Raw genomic sequence first — 14984 nt, forward strand, 5'->3', positions numbered from 1 at the left:
CCGGGGTTAATGATGAAAGCCAACACAATGAAAACCGTATTAATTGCCAGCGCCGTCAGCCTCGCCTGCCTGAGCGCGCAGGCGGCAGAACGTATCGCGTTTATTCCTAAACTGGTGGGCGTCGGTTATTTCACCAGCGGCGGTAACGGCGCCACGGCGGCGGGCAAGGCGTTGGGCGTGGATGTGACCTACGACGGCCCGACCGAACCGAGCGTTTCCGGTCAGGTGCAGATGATCAACAACTTCGTCAATCAGGGCTACAACGCGATTGTGGTCGCGGCGGTGTCGCCCGACGGATTGTGTCCGGCGCTGAAACGCGCCATGCAGCGCGGCGTGAAAGTGCTGACCTGGGATTCCGATACCAAACCGGAATGCCGCTCGATTTACATCAACCAGGGCACCCCGCAGCAGCTCGGATCCATGCTGGTGGAGATGACGGCGAGTCAGGTGAAAAAAGAAAAAGCCAAAGTGGCGTTCTTCTATTCCAGCCCGACGGTGACCGACCAGAACCAGTGGGTGAAAGAGGCGAAAGCCAAAATCGCCAAAGAGCATCCGGGCTGGGAAATCGTGACCACGCAGTACGGCTATAACGACGCCACCAAATCCCTGCAAACCGCCGAAGGGATCCTCAAATCTTATGGCGATCTCGACGCGATTATTGCCCCTGACGCCAACGCATTACCGGCTGCCGCACAGGCAGCGGAAAACCTCAAACGCACCAACGTCACCATCGTCGGCTTCAGTACGCCAAACGTGATGCGCCCGTACGTTGAGCGCGGCACAGTGAAACAGTTCGGTCTGTGGGACGTGGTCAGTCAGGGCAAAATCTCGGTTTACGTGGCCGACCATTTATTGAAAAAAGGCGAATTTAACGTGGGTGACAAACTGGACGTACCGGACGTCGGAACGGTGGAAGTGATGCCGAACAGCGTGCAGGGCTACCAGTATGAGGCCAAAGGCAACGGCATTGTGTTACTGCCGGAGCGTGTGGTCTTCACCAAAGACAACATCGGTAAATACGATTTCTGACGATAAGGAGACAGGAAAATGGCAGATCTGGATGACATCAGAGACGGCAAAAACTTCGGCATCGGCACGCCGCAGCACAATCACGCCTTCTTTCTTAAAGGCTGCGGTCAGCTGGACTGGGGCATGCAGTCGCGGCTGGCGCGGATTTTCAATCCTGAATCCGGTCGTACGGTCATGCTGGCCTTTGACCACGGCTATTTTCAGGGCCCGACGACCGGCCTTGAGCGCATTGACATCAACATTGCGCCGCTGTTCGCCCACACTGACGTGCTGATGTGTACCCGTGGCGTGCTGCGCAGCGTGGTGCCTGCCGCCGTCAACAAACCGGTGGTGATGCGCGCGTCCGGCGGCAACTCGATCCTGACCGAACTTTCCAACGAAACGGTGGCGGTGGCGATTGAAGATGCGCTGCGCCTGAACGTCACGGCGATGGCGGCGCAGGTGTATATCGGCAGTGAATACGAGCATCAGTCGATTAAAAATATTATTCAGCTGGTTGATCAGGGGATGCGCTACGGCATGCCGACCATGGCGGTGACCGGCGTCGGAACCGACATGGCGCGCGATCAGCGTTACTTCTCGCTGGCGACCCGCATCGCGGCGGAAATGGGCGCCAACATCATCAAAACCTATTTCGTTGATGAAGGTTTTGAGCGCGTCGCGGCGGGCTGCCCGGTGCCTATCGTGATAGCCGGCGGTAAAAAACTGCCGGAACGCGAGGCGCTGGAAATGTGCTTCAAGGCCATTGATCAGGGCGCATCGGGTGTCGATATGGGGCGCAACATCTTCCAGTCAGAATCACCGGTCGCCATGCTGAAAGCCGTGAAGGCGGTGGTGCATGAAAACGCCAGCGTGGCGCATGCGTATGAACTGTTCCTGAGCGAAAAGGGGTGAATCATGGAAGTGACGCTGGTCGAAATTAATGTTCAGCCGGAGAAGGTGGAAGAGTTTCTGAAAGTGTTCCACGCCAACCATCTCGGCGCAGTGCAGGAGCCGGGAAATCTGCGGTTTGATGTATTGCAGGACGAGACGGTACCGACGCGGTTCTTTATCTACGAAGCCTATCAGGATAACGACGCGGTGCTGGCGCATAAGAAAACCCCGCATTATCTCCGGTGCGTCGAGGCACTCGAGGGGATTATGTCGGAGCCGAGGAAGAAGACGGTGTTTAAAGGGGTATATCCGTAAGCTGACGTTTAACGTCAAGATAACACCGGCCTGGGGGGCGGCCTGTCGCCGCCGCCCAGGTGCGTAAACCGCGCTTGCTGAAAAAGCGGGGCGTAATCCAAAACGGTAAAAGCACTTTCCTGCCAGCTTCCGGTGCAATCGGAAATCTTAAAGCACCTTCTCTAAGAAAGCTTTGGTCCTCGCATGAACCGGGCGCTCCAGTACCTGTGCGGCAGCGCCGCTTTCCACCACGCGGCCATCTACCATAAACACCACCTGATCCGCCACCTGGCGCGCAAAGCCGATTTCATGGGTGACCACCACCAGCGTGACGCCCGACTGCGCGAGTTTTTTAATCACGTCCAGCACTTCGCCGACCAGCTCCGGGTCAAGGGCGGAGGTGGGTTCGTCGAACAGCATGACTTTGGGATTGAGTGCCAGCGCACGCGCAATGGCGATGCGTTGCTGCTGGCCGCCGGACAAATGTCGCGGCCAGGCGTGGGCTTTTTCGCGCAGGCCAACGGTGTCGAGCAGATCATAGGCCCGCAGGATGGCCTGCTTGCGGCTCAGGAAACCGTGCACCACCGGCGCTTCGATAATGTTATCCAGCACCGTCATGTGCGGGAACAAATTGAAATTTTGGAACACATAACCGACGTGGGTGCGCTGTTTAAGAATGGCGCGCTCTTTCAGTTCGTACAGCGTGTCACCCTTGCGGCGGTAACCGATGTACTCGCCGTCGATCTGAATAAAACCTTCGTCCACGCGTTCGAGATGATTGATGGTGCGCAGCAGGGTGGATTTGCCGGAGCCCGAGGGGCCGAGGATCACCGTGACCGTCCCCGGTTCGATGTTCAGGCTGACGTTATCCAGCGCCTTATGCGCGCCGTAATATTTGCTCAGGTTACTGATACTGATGTGCCCGACGGTGGCCGCCTGCGGCCTGCGCGGGAATAACGGCTTAACGGGAGTTTCCGCCGGACGGTTTACAAATAAATCAAAGGCTTCGGACATGATGATTCTCCTGGAAATTTAAGCCGCTCATGCGCGGGTCAGACGCCACTGGCGCAGGCGCTGAAAAAGCGTCGGGGCGGTCTGACGTACGGTGCCGCGTGAGAAATAACGCTCGACGTAATACTGTAAAACCGACAGCACCGTAGTGATCAGCAGATACCAGATGGTCGCCACCATCAGCAGCGGGATCACCTGCTGCGTGCGGTTGTAAATCACCTGCACGGTGTAAAACAGTTCCGGCATCGACAGCACGTACACAATCGACGTGCCTTTCGCCAGGCTGATCACTTCATTAAAACCGGTCGGCAGAATTGAACGCAGCGCCTGCGGCAAAATGATGCGGAAGGTGCGGCGGTATGCCGGTAACCCCAGCGCCGCTGCCGCTTCGTGCTGACCCTGCTCAACGCCCATGATCCCGCCGCGGATGATCTCTGCGGTATACGCCGATTGCACCAGCGACAGGCCAAGCACGGCGACGGAGAACTGATCCAGCAGATCGACGGTCGGGGTGCTGAAAAACGACAGTGAGGTAAACGGAATGCCGAGCGAGAGGTTGTCGTACAGATAGGAAAAGTTGTAGAGGATGATCAGCACCAGCAACAACGGCAGCGAACGGAACAACCAGATGTAACCCCAGGCCAGCGAGTTGAGCAGGTAGGATTTCGACAGACGGGCGAGGGCCAGCGCGGTGCCGAAGATCACGCCAAATACCGTGCCGAGCAGGGTGAGAAGCAGGGTTTTACCCAGCCCCGACAAAATCACCGGTTCAAAAAACCACTGGCGAAACACACCCCATTCCCAGCGGGGATTGGTGGCTATCGACTGCACAATCGCCAGCAAAATGAACACCGAAAAAACCGCACCGGCCAGCCGCCACGGATAGCGTGCCGGCACCACTTTCAGCGGGGGATGATTCACGAACGGGGATGTGTTTTCGCTCATACTTTTTCTGCCTGTATTCAGTGTTATCGTGCCGGTCAGGTGACCGGAACATCAGCGGTCAGCGCCTTGATGAAGGGCAGACGCCCGTCATACGGCGGGCGGGAATACACTTCCGGATCCAGCCGGGTGTCGAACTGCGGCTGATAACCGTGGGATAAATACAACCCGACGGCTTCCGGCTGACGGAAACCCGTGGTCAGAAAGACCCGGCGGTAACCTTGTGCCGCGACCCGACGCTCCAGTTCCTGCAAAATCTTCTGTGCCAGCCCCTGACGGCGCAGCGAACGGTGCGTCCAGATGCGTTTCAGTTCGGCAGTGTCTTCGTCGTAGCGTTTGTAGGCGCCCATCGCAATGGGCGCGCCGTTTCTCAGCAGGACGATAAATGCGCCGCCGGGGGCGGAAAATACGCTGTCATCTTCCGGTGGCTGGCTGGAGAAAAAGTCGCCGTAGCGCTCGCGGTATTCACCAAATAACCCCTCGATGACCGGCGCAATCAGCGGATCGTCCGGCACGGTCTGAATAAAGATATCGTCGCTCATGGTGCAGTCTCCTGATCAGTCGCCCAGTCCCGGCGGGTTGATTTCTGAATGGTCAATTTTCTCGACGCTCTCGCCCCAGCGATCCAGCACCTGTAAATAGGCACCGCTGGCGATGGCGCTGTTGAGCGACGCCTGCACGGCATCCACTAATCCGTTACCCTTTTTCAGCGTGACAGCGATGTTGGCGGTTTTCGGCCAGCCGCCCGGCACGGTGCCGACCAGTTGGGTTTTACCGGTCAGCAGCGATTTATACGCGCCGGTCACGTTCGGGCCGAAAGTAGCATCGGCGCGGCCAGACTGGATCGCCAGCGTCGCGGCGGCATCGTCGGTCACGTATTGCGGTTTAAACGCCGGCAGCCCCTTGGCCTGATTCTCTTTATCCCACGCCAGCAGCACGGCTTCCTGATTGGTGCCGGAGCCGACGATAATGCGTTTCCCGGCGATGTCCGGTGCGGATTTTATCGAGGTGATTTTGCTGCCGGTCTTCACGTAAAAGCCCAGCGTGTCTTCGCGGTAAGTGGCGAAATCAAATTTGGTTTTGCGGTCTTTGGTCACGGTGATGTTGTAGATCGCCGCGTCGTATTTGCCGGAGGTGACGCCCAGCGGCCAGTCCTCCCAGGCAGCCGGGACCACTTTCAGCTTCAGGCCCAGACCGTCGGCCACCAGGCGGGCGATATCCGCCTCGCTGCCGATCACCGTTTTGTTATCACGGGCGAACAGGCCAAAGGGTGGGGCACTGCCGAGGACGGCCAGTGCCACGGTCAGCGTCCCCGGTTCGACAAATTTAAAGTTGGCCGGAATTTTTGCCACGGCTTCCGGGCTTTTCGGCGTGTGTATCGGCGTTTCATTGGCAATCAGATCAATACCCGGCGCGGCGTAAGCTGCTGAAGAAAAACTGACGAGTGCTGCGATGGCGGTGGCTGTGAGAGTGGCGCTATGTTTCATCATTATTATTTTTACCCTGCATGCTTATTGTCTGTGGTGATGACAGTGAGGTGACACTTTCACTATTCCCGAGTGTTACAGGGATGTAAAACAACAAAATTAAATAATCAAAGAGAGAAAATGGAAATACAGAGCAGCGGATAAAACCCACGAAAAATGCCCGGAATATCCGGGCGTGAGGAAATAAAATCTGGAATAAAGCGGTTATCCGGCGGTTAATTCCTGCAGGGCTTTTTCGGCCAGTTGCTGGAAATAATTCGCCGCCGGGAAAATAGCGGCTTCATCCGGATTAAACTGCGGATGATGTAAACCAAATTCGCTGGCTGAGCCGATGCTGACGAATGCACCGGGGACGTGATGCAGATAAAACGCAAAGTCTTCGCCGCCCATTTGCGCGGTGGCCACTTCGGCCTTGTACCCAAATTCAGCCGCTGCCTGCAGGCTGAACTCTGCCCAGCGTGGGGTGTTGACGACCGCCGGTGGCCCGCCAAACCAGTGCAGTTCGGCTTGTGCGCCCAGGGCAGCGGCGACGCCGGAAATCAGCTGGCGGATCCGCCCCGGAATTTGCTCCCTGATATCGTCGTTGTGCGTGCGCACCGTGCCTTCCAGTTCGACATGCTGGGGCAGAACGTTCCAGGTGTTGCCGCCCTCGATGCGGGTCACGCTGACCACCGCCGATTCCTGCGCCGCCACATTGCGGCTGACCAGTGTTTGCAGCGCGGTGACGATATGGCTGGCGGTAACAATGCTGTCCACACCTTCTTCCGGATGCGCCGCGTGCGCGCCTTTGCCGGTAACCGTTATCTGGAAGCGATCGACGTTGGCGTAGAACGCGCCGCCCTTGGTGGAGAAGGTGCCCACCGGCAATTCAGGCGCATTGTGCAGACCAAAAATCGCATCAACGTTTTCCAGCGCACCGGCCTTGATCAGCTGTGAGGCACCGCCAAACCGCTCTTCCGCAGGCTGGAAAAACAACCGCACGCGGCCAGGCAATTGGTCTTCCCGCGCTTTGAGCAAGTAGGCCGCACCGAGGATCACCGACGTGTGGAAATCATGGCCGCAGGCGTGCATGACGCCCGGTTGCTGCGAGCTGAACGGCACGCCGGAGGTTTCTTCAATCGGCAGGGCGTCGATATCCCCGCGCAGCGCCACCACCGGCCCGTGCTCAGGGCCAATTTCAGCGACAACGCCGGTTTTCAGGCCGAGGGATAAAATACGGATCCCCGCCGCGTTCAGCCAGTCGGTAATTTTCCGGGTGGTGACAAATTCCTGATTGGATAATTCGGGATGTTGATGTAATTCGCGACGGTGGGCGATGAGCTGCTTTTCTAATTCAGTATTTTTTGTACCTGCATCGGTACGGATTTCATCGGCAAGTGAAAGGGTCATTATAAATAGCCTTATATGGGTAGAGATTGCAGTCATTTCATCCTAGCCACTCAGGGCGAAGGGACTAAATACCCTGTGGCTATAATTTATAAACGAAATCGCAAACGTGCCGCATAGCAAAATATTCACTATAGAAACGCGATTTAATTATTTCGTTTCAGGCTGACTTCGTGAAACTCTTTTTATCATTAATGATGTTGCTACCGGACACCGGCAGATAAAAAGGAATGCCCGACGTGAATTACCGACTGAGCTTATTAGATCAAAGCCCGATACCTGACGGGCAGAGCGCTGCGCAGGCACTGGAGGCGACGCTGACCTTTGCGCAGGCGGCGGAAAAACTGGGGTATCACCGCTTGTGGGTTTCCGAGCACCATGACACCGATAAGCTGGCCGGCAGTTCGCCGGAAGTGCTGATGGCCTGGCTGCTGGCGCGCACCTCGCGGCTGCGTATCGGCTCCGGCGGTGTGATGCTGCAGCATTACAGCCCGTACAAAGTGGCGGAAAATTTCCATCTTTTGTCCTCGCTGGCCCCGGATCGCGTTGATATCGGCATCGGCAAGGCGCCCGGCGGTTTGCCGCTTTCGACCAAAGCCTTGCGTGCGCACAATCACGCTGATAATGCGCCGGGTTTTCCCGCGCAGTTGCAGCAACTCACGCATTATCTGACTCATCTTGATGACCACCTGGCCGGGACCGAAGCGCGCGCCTTGCCCCGTCCGCCGGTGGCTCCGCAGCGCTTTCTGCTGGGTGCCAGTAAAGAGAGCGCGCGGCTGGCGGCATCCCTTGGCTGGAACTTTGTTTTCGCCGGTTTCATCAATACGTCAGCAGAAGTGATGACCGAATCGGTGCTGGCATTCCATGAATATTCTGCGGGTCAGGGCCAGGCGCTGGTGAGCCTGGCGGTGCTGGCGGCGCAGACGCGTGAAGAGGCCGCCGCTCTGGTGGCGGAACAACACAATTTTCGCGTCACGATTGGCGACCGGCATGTCACCGTCGGCACGCGCGAGCAGGCGGAAGCCTTTGTCCGTCAGGCCGGTGAGAAACAGTTCACCATCGAAAAGCAGCAGATAAGCGTGCTGCACGGCACACCCGGCGATATCCATGAGCAGTTGCGTGATATTCAGCGCCGTCTGTGCGTCAACGAATTCGTCCTGCACACCCCACTGACAGATGCCGCCGTGCGTCTGAAGTCCATTGAATTGCTGGCTGGCCAGCTGTAAGGAGATTTCATGAGCCATTCAAAAAGTATCAAGCTCGGTCTGATGTTGCACGGTGCAGGCGGCCATATGAATTCGTGGCGGCATCAACAGGCGCCTGCCGATGCGAGCGTTAATTTCCCCTATTTTCGTGATCTGGCCCTGCGCGCCGAAGCCGCCGGGTTTGATTTCCTGTTTGTCGCCGACGGTCTGCACATCAACGAAAAATCGCTGCCGCATTTCCTCAACCGTTTTGAGCCGATCGCGTTGCTGTCTGCGCTGGCCTCGGCCACGCACAGCATCGGGCTGGCGGGCACCATTTCAACCTCTTACAGCGATCCCTTTACCGTCGCGCGTCAGCTGGCGACGGTAGACAACATCAGCCAGGGGCGCGCGGGCTGGAACGTGGTGACGTCGCCGCTGGCCGGTTCAGCTAAAAACTTTGGCAAGGATCACCCTGAACACGCGCTGCGTTACCAGATTGCCGAGGAGTACATCAGCGTGGTGCAGGGGTTGTGGGATTCGTGGGAAGACGATGCCTTTGTCCGTGACCGCGAAAGTGGCGTATTTTTCGATGCCGCCAAACTGCACAAACTGAACCATCAGGGGCAGTTCTTCTCGGTGGAAGGGCCGCTGAACATTCAGCGTTCGCCGCAGGGGCAGCCGGTGATTTTCCAGGCCGGTGCGTCGGATGCGGGGATCGCCCTGGCGGGAAAATCTGCCGATGCCGTTTTCACTAACGCCCGCACGCTGGAAGAAGCGCAGGAGTATTCGGCCAAATTACAGGCGCAGGTGGCGAAAAATGGCCGTCATCCGGTGGGTATTTTCCCCGGCATCAGCCCGATTGTCGGCCATACCGAAGAAGAGGCCGAAGCCAAATATCAGTATTTGCTGTCGCTGTTATCCCTCGACGATGTGCTGGCGTACCTCGGGCGCTTCTTCGATCACCACGATTTCAGCCAGTATCCGCCAGACGGCCCGTTCCCGGAGCTGGGCGATCTGGGGCAAAACACCTTCCGTTCGACCACAGACAGCATCAAGAAACAGGCTAAAGAGCAGCATCTGACACTGCGTGAAGTGGCCTATCAGACCACGCTGCCGCGCGGTGAGTTTTTCGGCACGCCGGAGCAGGTCGCCGATACGTTGATCCGCTGGGTGGAAGAGGGCGGAGCGAGCGGATTTATCATTAGCGGACCGGTACTGGTGGAAGCGCTCGCCGACATCACGCGGCTGGTGTTGCCGGTGCTGGAAGCGCGCGGTTACTGGCATCCTTCGCAGGCGACGACGCTGCGCGAACGGCTGGATATTCCGTTCAAATCCAACCGCTACAGCGTGCAGGAAACCCGCCACGAAACGGTCAACGAAAAATAGTTACAACATACTAGCCATTGATTCCCCGCCCGCTTCGGTAGCCCCGAGCGGGCTTTTTGCTTTGCAGGGCGGTACAGGGTGCCGGGGGGTATCCTGACAAAAAGCCTTCCGGGCTTGCCTCGTCAAAAGATTGGGCGTAGGTTTCGCAAAACCCTTCGAAATCCCGGAACGCTCAAGGAAAACATATGAAAGCATTGGTTCTCGAACAACAAGACAAGGCAACGCTTGCGCACGTGAAAGAGATTGCGCTGCCGGAAATGACGGAAGGCGATGTGCTGGTCGATGTCAGCTGGTCAGGGCTTAATTACAAAGACGCGCTGGCTATCACCGGCCAGGGCAAAATTATCCGTCAGTTTCCGATGGTGCCGGGCATCGATTTTTCCGGCCACGTCAGCCGCAGCAAAGACCCGCGTTTCTCCGTCGGGCAGTCAGTGATCCTCACCGGCTGGGGCGTCGGTGAAACCCATTGGGGCGGGCTGGCGGAACAGGCCTGCGTGAAAGGCGACTGGCTGGTGCACTTGCCGGAAGGCATGGCGGCGCGTAACGCCATGATCATCGGTACCGCCGGATTCACCGCCATGCTGTGCGTGATGGCGCTGGAAGACGCCGGCGTGACCCCGGAAAGCGGCACCGTGGTGGTGACCGGTGCCAGCGGGGGTGTTGGCAGCACGGCGGTGGCGTTACTGCATACCCTCGGTTACACCGTGGCGGCGGTCACGGGCCGGGAATCGACCCACGAATACCTGCGCAAACTGGGTGCCAGCGAGATCCTTTCCCGCGATGATTTTGCCGAAACCCGTCCGCTGGAAAAACAGATCTGGGCCGGTGCGGTGGATACGGTCGGCGACAAAGTACTGGCGAAACTGCTGGCGCAGACCAATTACGGCGGCTGCGTGGCGGCCTGCGGCCTGGCCGGAGGGTTTAATCTGCCGACTACCGTAATGCCGTTTATCCTGCGCAATGTGCGCCTGCAGGGCGTCGATTCGGTGTCGGTGCCTGCCGAACGTCGTGCGGCGGTCTGGGAACGCCTGATGAATACCTTGCCGGAAAGCTTCTACCAGCAGGCTGCCACGGAGATCACGCTGGAAATGACGCCGGCGGTGGCGGCAGATTTCCTGAACAATAACATTCAGGGCAGAACCCTGGTGAAAATCGGCGGCTAAGCTGCCTGACCCGGTATCCTCTGCGATACCGGGTAACTTTCCGCTCAATTTTCTCTTCGCTCTAAAGAATTGCCCCTGACCAGCCGATAAAAAGAATGTCCCTCTGAGAAAAAAGAGAATGAAATTCCTTATTTTCCGAATGACGCACAGCGTAATCACAGACAAAAACAAATCACGACAGGCCTGGGGAAAGTATGGACAATTTTCAGAAAGACATTGATGAGAGAACGAACCTCACTTCATCTAACCGCTTTGAATTATTGCTGTTCCGTCTGGGCTCTGCGCCAGATGAAGAAAAGTCTGAACTCTTTGGTATCAACGTGTTTAAACTCCGTGAAATCGTACCGATGCCTGCGCTGACGAAAGCGGCAGGTATGGCCTCGCCGATGATGGGGATGGCCAATATTCGCGGTGAAATTATTCCGGTGATCGACCTGCCTGCCGTGGTGGGCTGTGTACCTAAAACCGGCCTGAACATTCTGCTGGTCACCGAATATGCGCGCAGTACACAGGCGTTTGCGGTGGAATCGGTGGACGATATCGTCCGTCTTGAATGGAGCCAGGTGCTGGCTGCGGAATCCGGTGTGAAGAGCCGCAACATCACCAGCATTGCGCGTCTGGATAACGATACCTCCAGCAACCGTCTGGCGCTGGTGCTCGACGTCGAACAGATCCTCTATGACATCGTGCCGTCCAGTAGCAACGTGTCCATCGATAAGCAAAAAACCAAGGCGTTTTCTCTCAAACCGGGCGCGGTGGCGATCGTGGCGGAAGATTCCAAAGTGGCGCGTTCGATGCTTGAGAAGGGCCTGAACATGATGGAAATTCCGGCGCAGATGCATATCACCGGTCTGGAAGCCTGGAATAAAATCCGCAAAATGGCCGAAGAGTGCAAAGCCGAAGGCCGCCCGATTTCCGATAAAATTTCCTTCGTGTTAACCGATCTGGAAATGCCGGAAATGGATGGCTTTACGCTGACGCTCAATATCAAGCGCGATGAGTTCCTGAAAAATATTCCGGTGATCATCCACTCTTCTTTATCCGGCAGCGCCAACGAAGATCACGTGCGCAGAGTCGGGGCTGACGGTTACGTCGCCAAATTCGAAATCAACGAACTGGAAGCGGCAATTCACAAAGCGCTGGACGCCAAAGCGGCGGCGGTGGCGTAACGGCTGAAAAGGGCAGCGGCCTGCCCTGCGTGTTTCCGGTCAGGATTGGCTCAGTTTTCGATATATTGCAGGGCGGTAAGGGAAATATTCCTGATACCGCCCTGTGCGTTATTTATTACTGCCGTTTCATGTCAATAAAATAATGCACATTTAACTTCATGGTGTTAATGATGTTAAGTCGCTGGCACGCGGCGGATAATTGTAATTAATGTTATTTCCGGGTGCTTTGTTTTGCTTTTCGGGAAATGTTAGTATTGCGCACATTAAGTCCGCACAATATTGGAAAGATTGATGATGTTTTTCCTGGAAGAAACGTTAATAAATACGCTTGTCGGAATGTGTATTACCTATACCTGTATTTCAATTCCTTTTTTATATGTGAAGTTTACGCAGAAAAACAGCCTGCTGGTGAAGTGCGGCCTGGGTGTGCTGTTCGGGTTGGCAAGCGCTTATATTTTTCAGGAAGGGTCTGTCAATCATGCCAGTCTTTACAGCGTGATTATCGCTCCGGTTACCTTTGGCTTTATCTTCTACGGCTACCCGGTGCTGATTTTAGGCTTTATAACAAGCACGCTATTTATTTTCGGGAAAACCAGTTATTACGATGTGTTTTCCATTATCTATTTTATCTGTCTGACCGGATTCAGCCTGACACATCGTAAAGGCATGATGTTTGTCATTTTATCCTACAGTATTGCCCAGTCGATTAATTTGCTGTCACATATTTCCGCACTGCACGACAACGGGTACTGGGAACTGGCGATCGTCAAAACGCTGATGAGTCTGGTATTCCTGATGGTGTTGTATTTTTCTTTTGGAAAACTGACCGACCTTTCGACCAGTAAAAATTATTTTAAAAAAGCCTCAGAAACCGATCCGCTGACCGGCGTCAGTAATCGGCGGAGTATTGATCTCTATTTAAAAGAAGCGGAAGAAAACAGCAGCAGCAATTTCTGCGTATTTATGCTGGATATCGATAACTTCAAATCAATTAATGATAATTTCGGTCACCCGTTTGGCGATGAAATTATCAGCACGGTGGCCAAAATTATTAAAAAGAATATTCGCGGCAATGATTTCGTCGGCAGGTATGGCGGCGAAGAATTTCTGATCGTCCTCAATTCCGGCCTCGTCAACGCGCTGCCGGTGGCAGAAAAAATGCGCCTGAAAATCCAGGAGCATGTCAGTGCCAGCCAGGGGCCGGACAGTGTCCGCATTACCGTTTCCGTCGGCGTCGCCGAACATGCACCGGGTTCCCCGGTAAACGGCACCGTCGCCAACGCCGACAGCGCGCTGTATCAGGCCAAGACCCGGGGAAAGAACAGGGTCATCGCCTGGGAAACCCTGCAGGATGCCGACGAGGGGAACGTCAGAGGGGAGCCCTGACTATCATTCACGTTAACGCCCGTTTATTTCCCTCATACCGCGAGCCGGAAAGCGGGGCGTGCAAGAGGCTGGTTAACCGCAAATCTTAGCGTAATCCGATCCCGCAACCTGACACAGCCCCGCCATTTACAGGTATAATCCCACAAATTTTTTAAACTGGTTTAGAAACGAAGATGACAAAACTCACCTTACAAGAGCAACTGCTGAAAGCCGGATTAGTCTCCAGCAAGAAAATGGAAAAAGTCCAAAGAACGGCTAAAAAATCACGTGTTCAGAGCCGTGAGGCAAGGGCGGCTGTGGAAGAGAACAAAAAAGCCCAGCTTGAGCGTGACAAACAGCTGAGCGAACAACAAAAACAGGCGGCCCTGTCTAAAGAGTATAAGGCTCAGGTTAAGCAGCTGATTGAGATGAACCGAATCACTGACGCCAAAGGCGATATTGGTTTTAACTTCACCGACGGTAACTTAATTAAAAAGATCTATGTGGATAAAACGACGCAAAGCCAGCTGATCAGCGGGCGTCTGGCGATCGCCCGTCTGCTGGTTGATAGCAATGGCGAGAGCGAATACGCGATCATCCCGGCAAGCGTCGCGGATAAAATTGCGCAGCGCGATGCGGGCAGTATCGTGCTGAACAGCGCGCTGAGTCAGGAAGAGCAAGACGAAGAAGATCCGTATGCTGATTTCAAAGTGCCTGATGATTTGATGTGGTAATAAACCGGTTCAGAACGGACTTTCGTGACGGGCAACCATCGGCTCCTGGCTGACGGGGTGAACAAAATGCAGTTCACTGGCATGCAGCATCAGGCGCGGTGTCCGTTCGGTTCCCGGCAGCAAAAGTCCGCCATACAGGTCACAACCCAGAATAGGGTGGCCTGTGTGCTGACAGTGGATCCGCAACTGATGCGTGCGGCCGGTTTCCGGAGTGAGCAGTACCCGCGTTAACGGCAGTGGCGCCCCGTCATCCTGTTCCTGATAAAACCGCTCAATGACCTGATAGCCAGAACGCGCGGGTTTGCCGCTGAGTGCGCAAATTGACATCAGAGGGAAAAGCGCCGGATCTTTGGCAATCGGCGCGTCTATCACCCCTTCATCTTGGTCCAGATGTCCGCAAAGCAGCGCGCTGTACACTTTGGTGACGGTGCGCAGGCTGAACTGCTGGCAGAGGGCGGCATTAACCGCTTTGTTGCGGGCAATCACCATCAGACCAGATGTACCAAAATCCAGGCGGTGGACCAGCGTGCAGCCGGGAAATATCTGTACCAGCCGGTGATGCACTGAATCAAGATTTTGCGGATTTTTGCCCGAAAGGCTGAGCAGACCGGACGGCTTATTGATGAGCACCAGATGGTCATCCTGATACAGCGTCTCAATCTGGTCATGGCACGGCGGGGCAATAAACGTATCGATAATCGTAGACATCAGGCAACCCGGACGGAAAGTGGGAGCGGATGATAACGAATTTTAAACCGAGTTACGACGTCAGGGTGAAGGCGAATATAAACACTGCAATACCAACGCAAAGATAACTCACTTGGTTTTGTCAGAAAATTACCTGCTTTCCATGAAAGTTTTCTCCTCTGGCAAATTTTCAGATGAGAACGGGTATGTAAAAAACGGTTCACAGTGAGATAAATAGTCGCCTTTTAACCAAATTAAAATACTCATGCTT

At 55.5% G+C, this 14984-nt stretch carries 15 protein-coding genes; 9 read left to right on the forward strand and 6 right to left on the reverse strand.

Annotated features, from left to right (window positions below; genetic code table 11):
* Positions 1 to 27 precede the first annotated feature (27 nt).
* The 3 genes from lsrB to lsrG are packed head-to-tail and all read left to right on the forward strand — an operon-like array spanning position 28 to position 2217.
* Complete coding sequence (lsrB, locus tag ACQZQY_RS14565; RefSeq protein ID WP_371414292.1) at positions 28 to 1029, forward strand: autoinducer 2 ABC transporter substrate-binding protein LsrB; 1002 nt, start codon at positions 28 to 30, stop codon at positions 1027 to 1029.
* Between the two features lie 18 nt (positions 1030 to 1047).
* On the forward strand, positions 1048 to 1923 hold the full coding sequence (gene lsrF, locus ACQZQY_RS14570) for a 3-hydroxy-5-phosphonooxypentane-2,4-dione thiolase (protein ID WP_122095493.1): 876 nt from the start codon (positions 1048 to 1050) through the stop codon (positions 1921 to 1923).
* 3 nt (positions 1924 to 1926) lie between these two features.
* On the forward strand, positions 1927 to 2217 hold the full coding sequence (gene lsrG, locus ACQZQY_RS14575) for a (4S)-4-hydroxy-5-phosphonooxypentane-2,3-dione isomerase (RefSeq protein ID WP_056780596.1): 291 nt from the start codon (positions 1927 to 1929) through the stop codon (positions 2215 to 2217).
* Positions 2218 to 2364: 147 nt separating this feature from the next.
* On the opposite strand, the gene ACQZQY_RS14580 is transcribed toward lsrG, so the two are convergent.
* The 5 genes from ACQZQY_RS14580 to ACQZQY_RS14600 all read right to left on the reverse strand — a co-directional run bounded on the left by ACQZQY_RS14580 (position 2365) and on the right by ACQZQY_RS14600 (position 7025).
* Positions 2365 to 3210: an amino acid ABC transporter ATP-binding protein gene (locus ACQZQY_RS14580; RefSeq protein WP_431295851.1), complete on the reverse strand. Its 846-nt coding sequence runs from the start codon at positions 3208 to 3210 to the stop codon at positions 2365 to 2367.
* Between the two features lie 27 nt (positions 3211 to 3237).
* Positions 3238 to 4152, reverse strand: a complete 915-nt coding sequence (locus ACQZQY_RS14585) for an amino acid ABC transporter permease (protein WP_056780589.1) — start codon at positions 4150 to 4152, stop codon at positions 3238 to 3240.
* Between the two features lie 35 nt (positions 4153 to 4187).
* A complete protein-coding gene (locus ACQZQY_RS14590; RefSeq protein WP_056780587.1) occupies positions 4188 to 4691 on the reverse strand; it encodes a GNAT family N-acetyltransferase in 504 nt (167 codons plus the stop codon).
* A gap of 15 nt (positions 4692 to 4706) precedes the next feature.
* On the reverse strand, positions 4707 to 5636 hold the full coding sequence (locus ACQZQY_RS14595) for an ABC transporter substrate-binding protein (RefSeq protein WP_200930324.1): 930 nt from the start codon (positions 5634 to 5636) through the stop codon (positions 4707 to 4709).
* A 204-nt stretch (positions 5637 to 5840) separates the two neighbouring features.
* Positions 5841 to 7025 carry a M20 peptidase aminoacylase family protein gene (locus ACQZQY_RS14600; protein WP_122095490.1) on the reverse strand — a complete coding sequence of 395 codons (1185 nt, stop codon included), beginning with the start codon at positions 7023 to 7025 and terminating at the stop codon, positions 5841 to 5843.
* A gap of 236 nt (positions 7026 to 7261) precedes the next feature.
* On the opposite strand from ACQZQY_RS14600, the gene ACQZQY_RS14605 reads away from it, so the two are divergent.
* The 6 genes from ACQZQY_RS14605 (at position 7262) to ACQZQY_RS14630 (ending at position 14026) form a co-directional block, all read left to right on the forward strand.
* Positions 7262 to 8248 (forward strand): MsnO8 family LLM class oxidoreductase, encoded by a 987-nt coding sequence (locus tag ACQZQY_RS14605; RefSeq protein WP_431295852.1) that lies wholly within the window; start codon positions 7262 to 7264, stop codon positions 8246 to 8248.
* A gap of 9 nt (positions 8249 to 8257) precedes the next feature.
* Positions 8258 to 9595: an LLM class flavin-dependent oxidoreductase gene (locus ACQZQY_RS14610; protein ID WP_431295853.1), complete on the forward strand. Its 1338-nt coding sequence runs from the start codon at positions 8258 to 8260 to the stop codon at positions 9593 to 9595.
* 185 nt (positions 9596 to 9780) lie between these two features.
* Positions 9781 to 10758, forward strand: coding sequence for an oxidoreductase (locus tag ACQZQY_RS14615; protein WP_122095488.1), 978 nt, complete (start codon positions 9781 to 9783; stop codon positions 10756 to 10758).
* Between the two features lie 194 nt (positions 10759 to 10952).
* Complete coding sequence (locus tag ACQZQY_RS14620) at positions 10953 to 11927, forward strand: chemotaxis protein (RefSeq protein ID WP_431295854.1); 975 nt, start codon at positions 10953 to 10955, stop codon at positions 11925 to 11927.
* 291 nt (positions 11928 to 12218) lie between these two features.
* Positions 12219 to 13313 (forward strand): GGDEF domain-containing protein, encoded by a 1095-nt coding sequence (locus ACQZQY_RS14625; RefSeq protein WP_431295855.1) that lies wholly within the window; start codon positions 12219 to 12221, stop codon positions 13311 to 13313.
* Positions 13314 to 13486: 173 nt separating this feature from the next.
* A complete protein-coding gene (locus ACQZQY_RS14630; RefSeq protein ID WP_136375708.1) occupies positions 13487 to 14026 on the forward strand; it encodes a DUF2058 domain-containing protein in 540 nt (179 codons plus the stop codon).
* Positions 14027 to 14035: 9 nt separating this feature from the next.
* Here ACQZQY_RS14630 and ACQZQY_RS14635 read toward each other — a convergent pair whose 3' ends face one another.
* Positions 14036 to 14734, reverse strand: coding sequence for an RluA family pseudouridine synthase (locus ACQZQY_RS14635; RefSeq protein WP_431295856.1), 699 nt, complete (start codon positions 14732 to 14734; stop codon positions 14036 to 14038).
* Positions 14735 to 14984: the final 250 nt, after the last annotated feature.

The sequence above is a fragment of the Rahnella sp. PAMC25559 genome (genome assembly GCF_050632365.1).
In the GTDB taxonomy this organism is placed as follows: domain Bacteria; phylum Pseudomonadota; class Gammaproteobacteria; order Enterobacterales; family Enterobacteriaceae; genus Rahnella; species Rahnella rivi.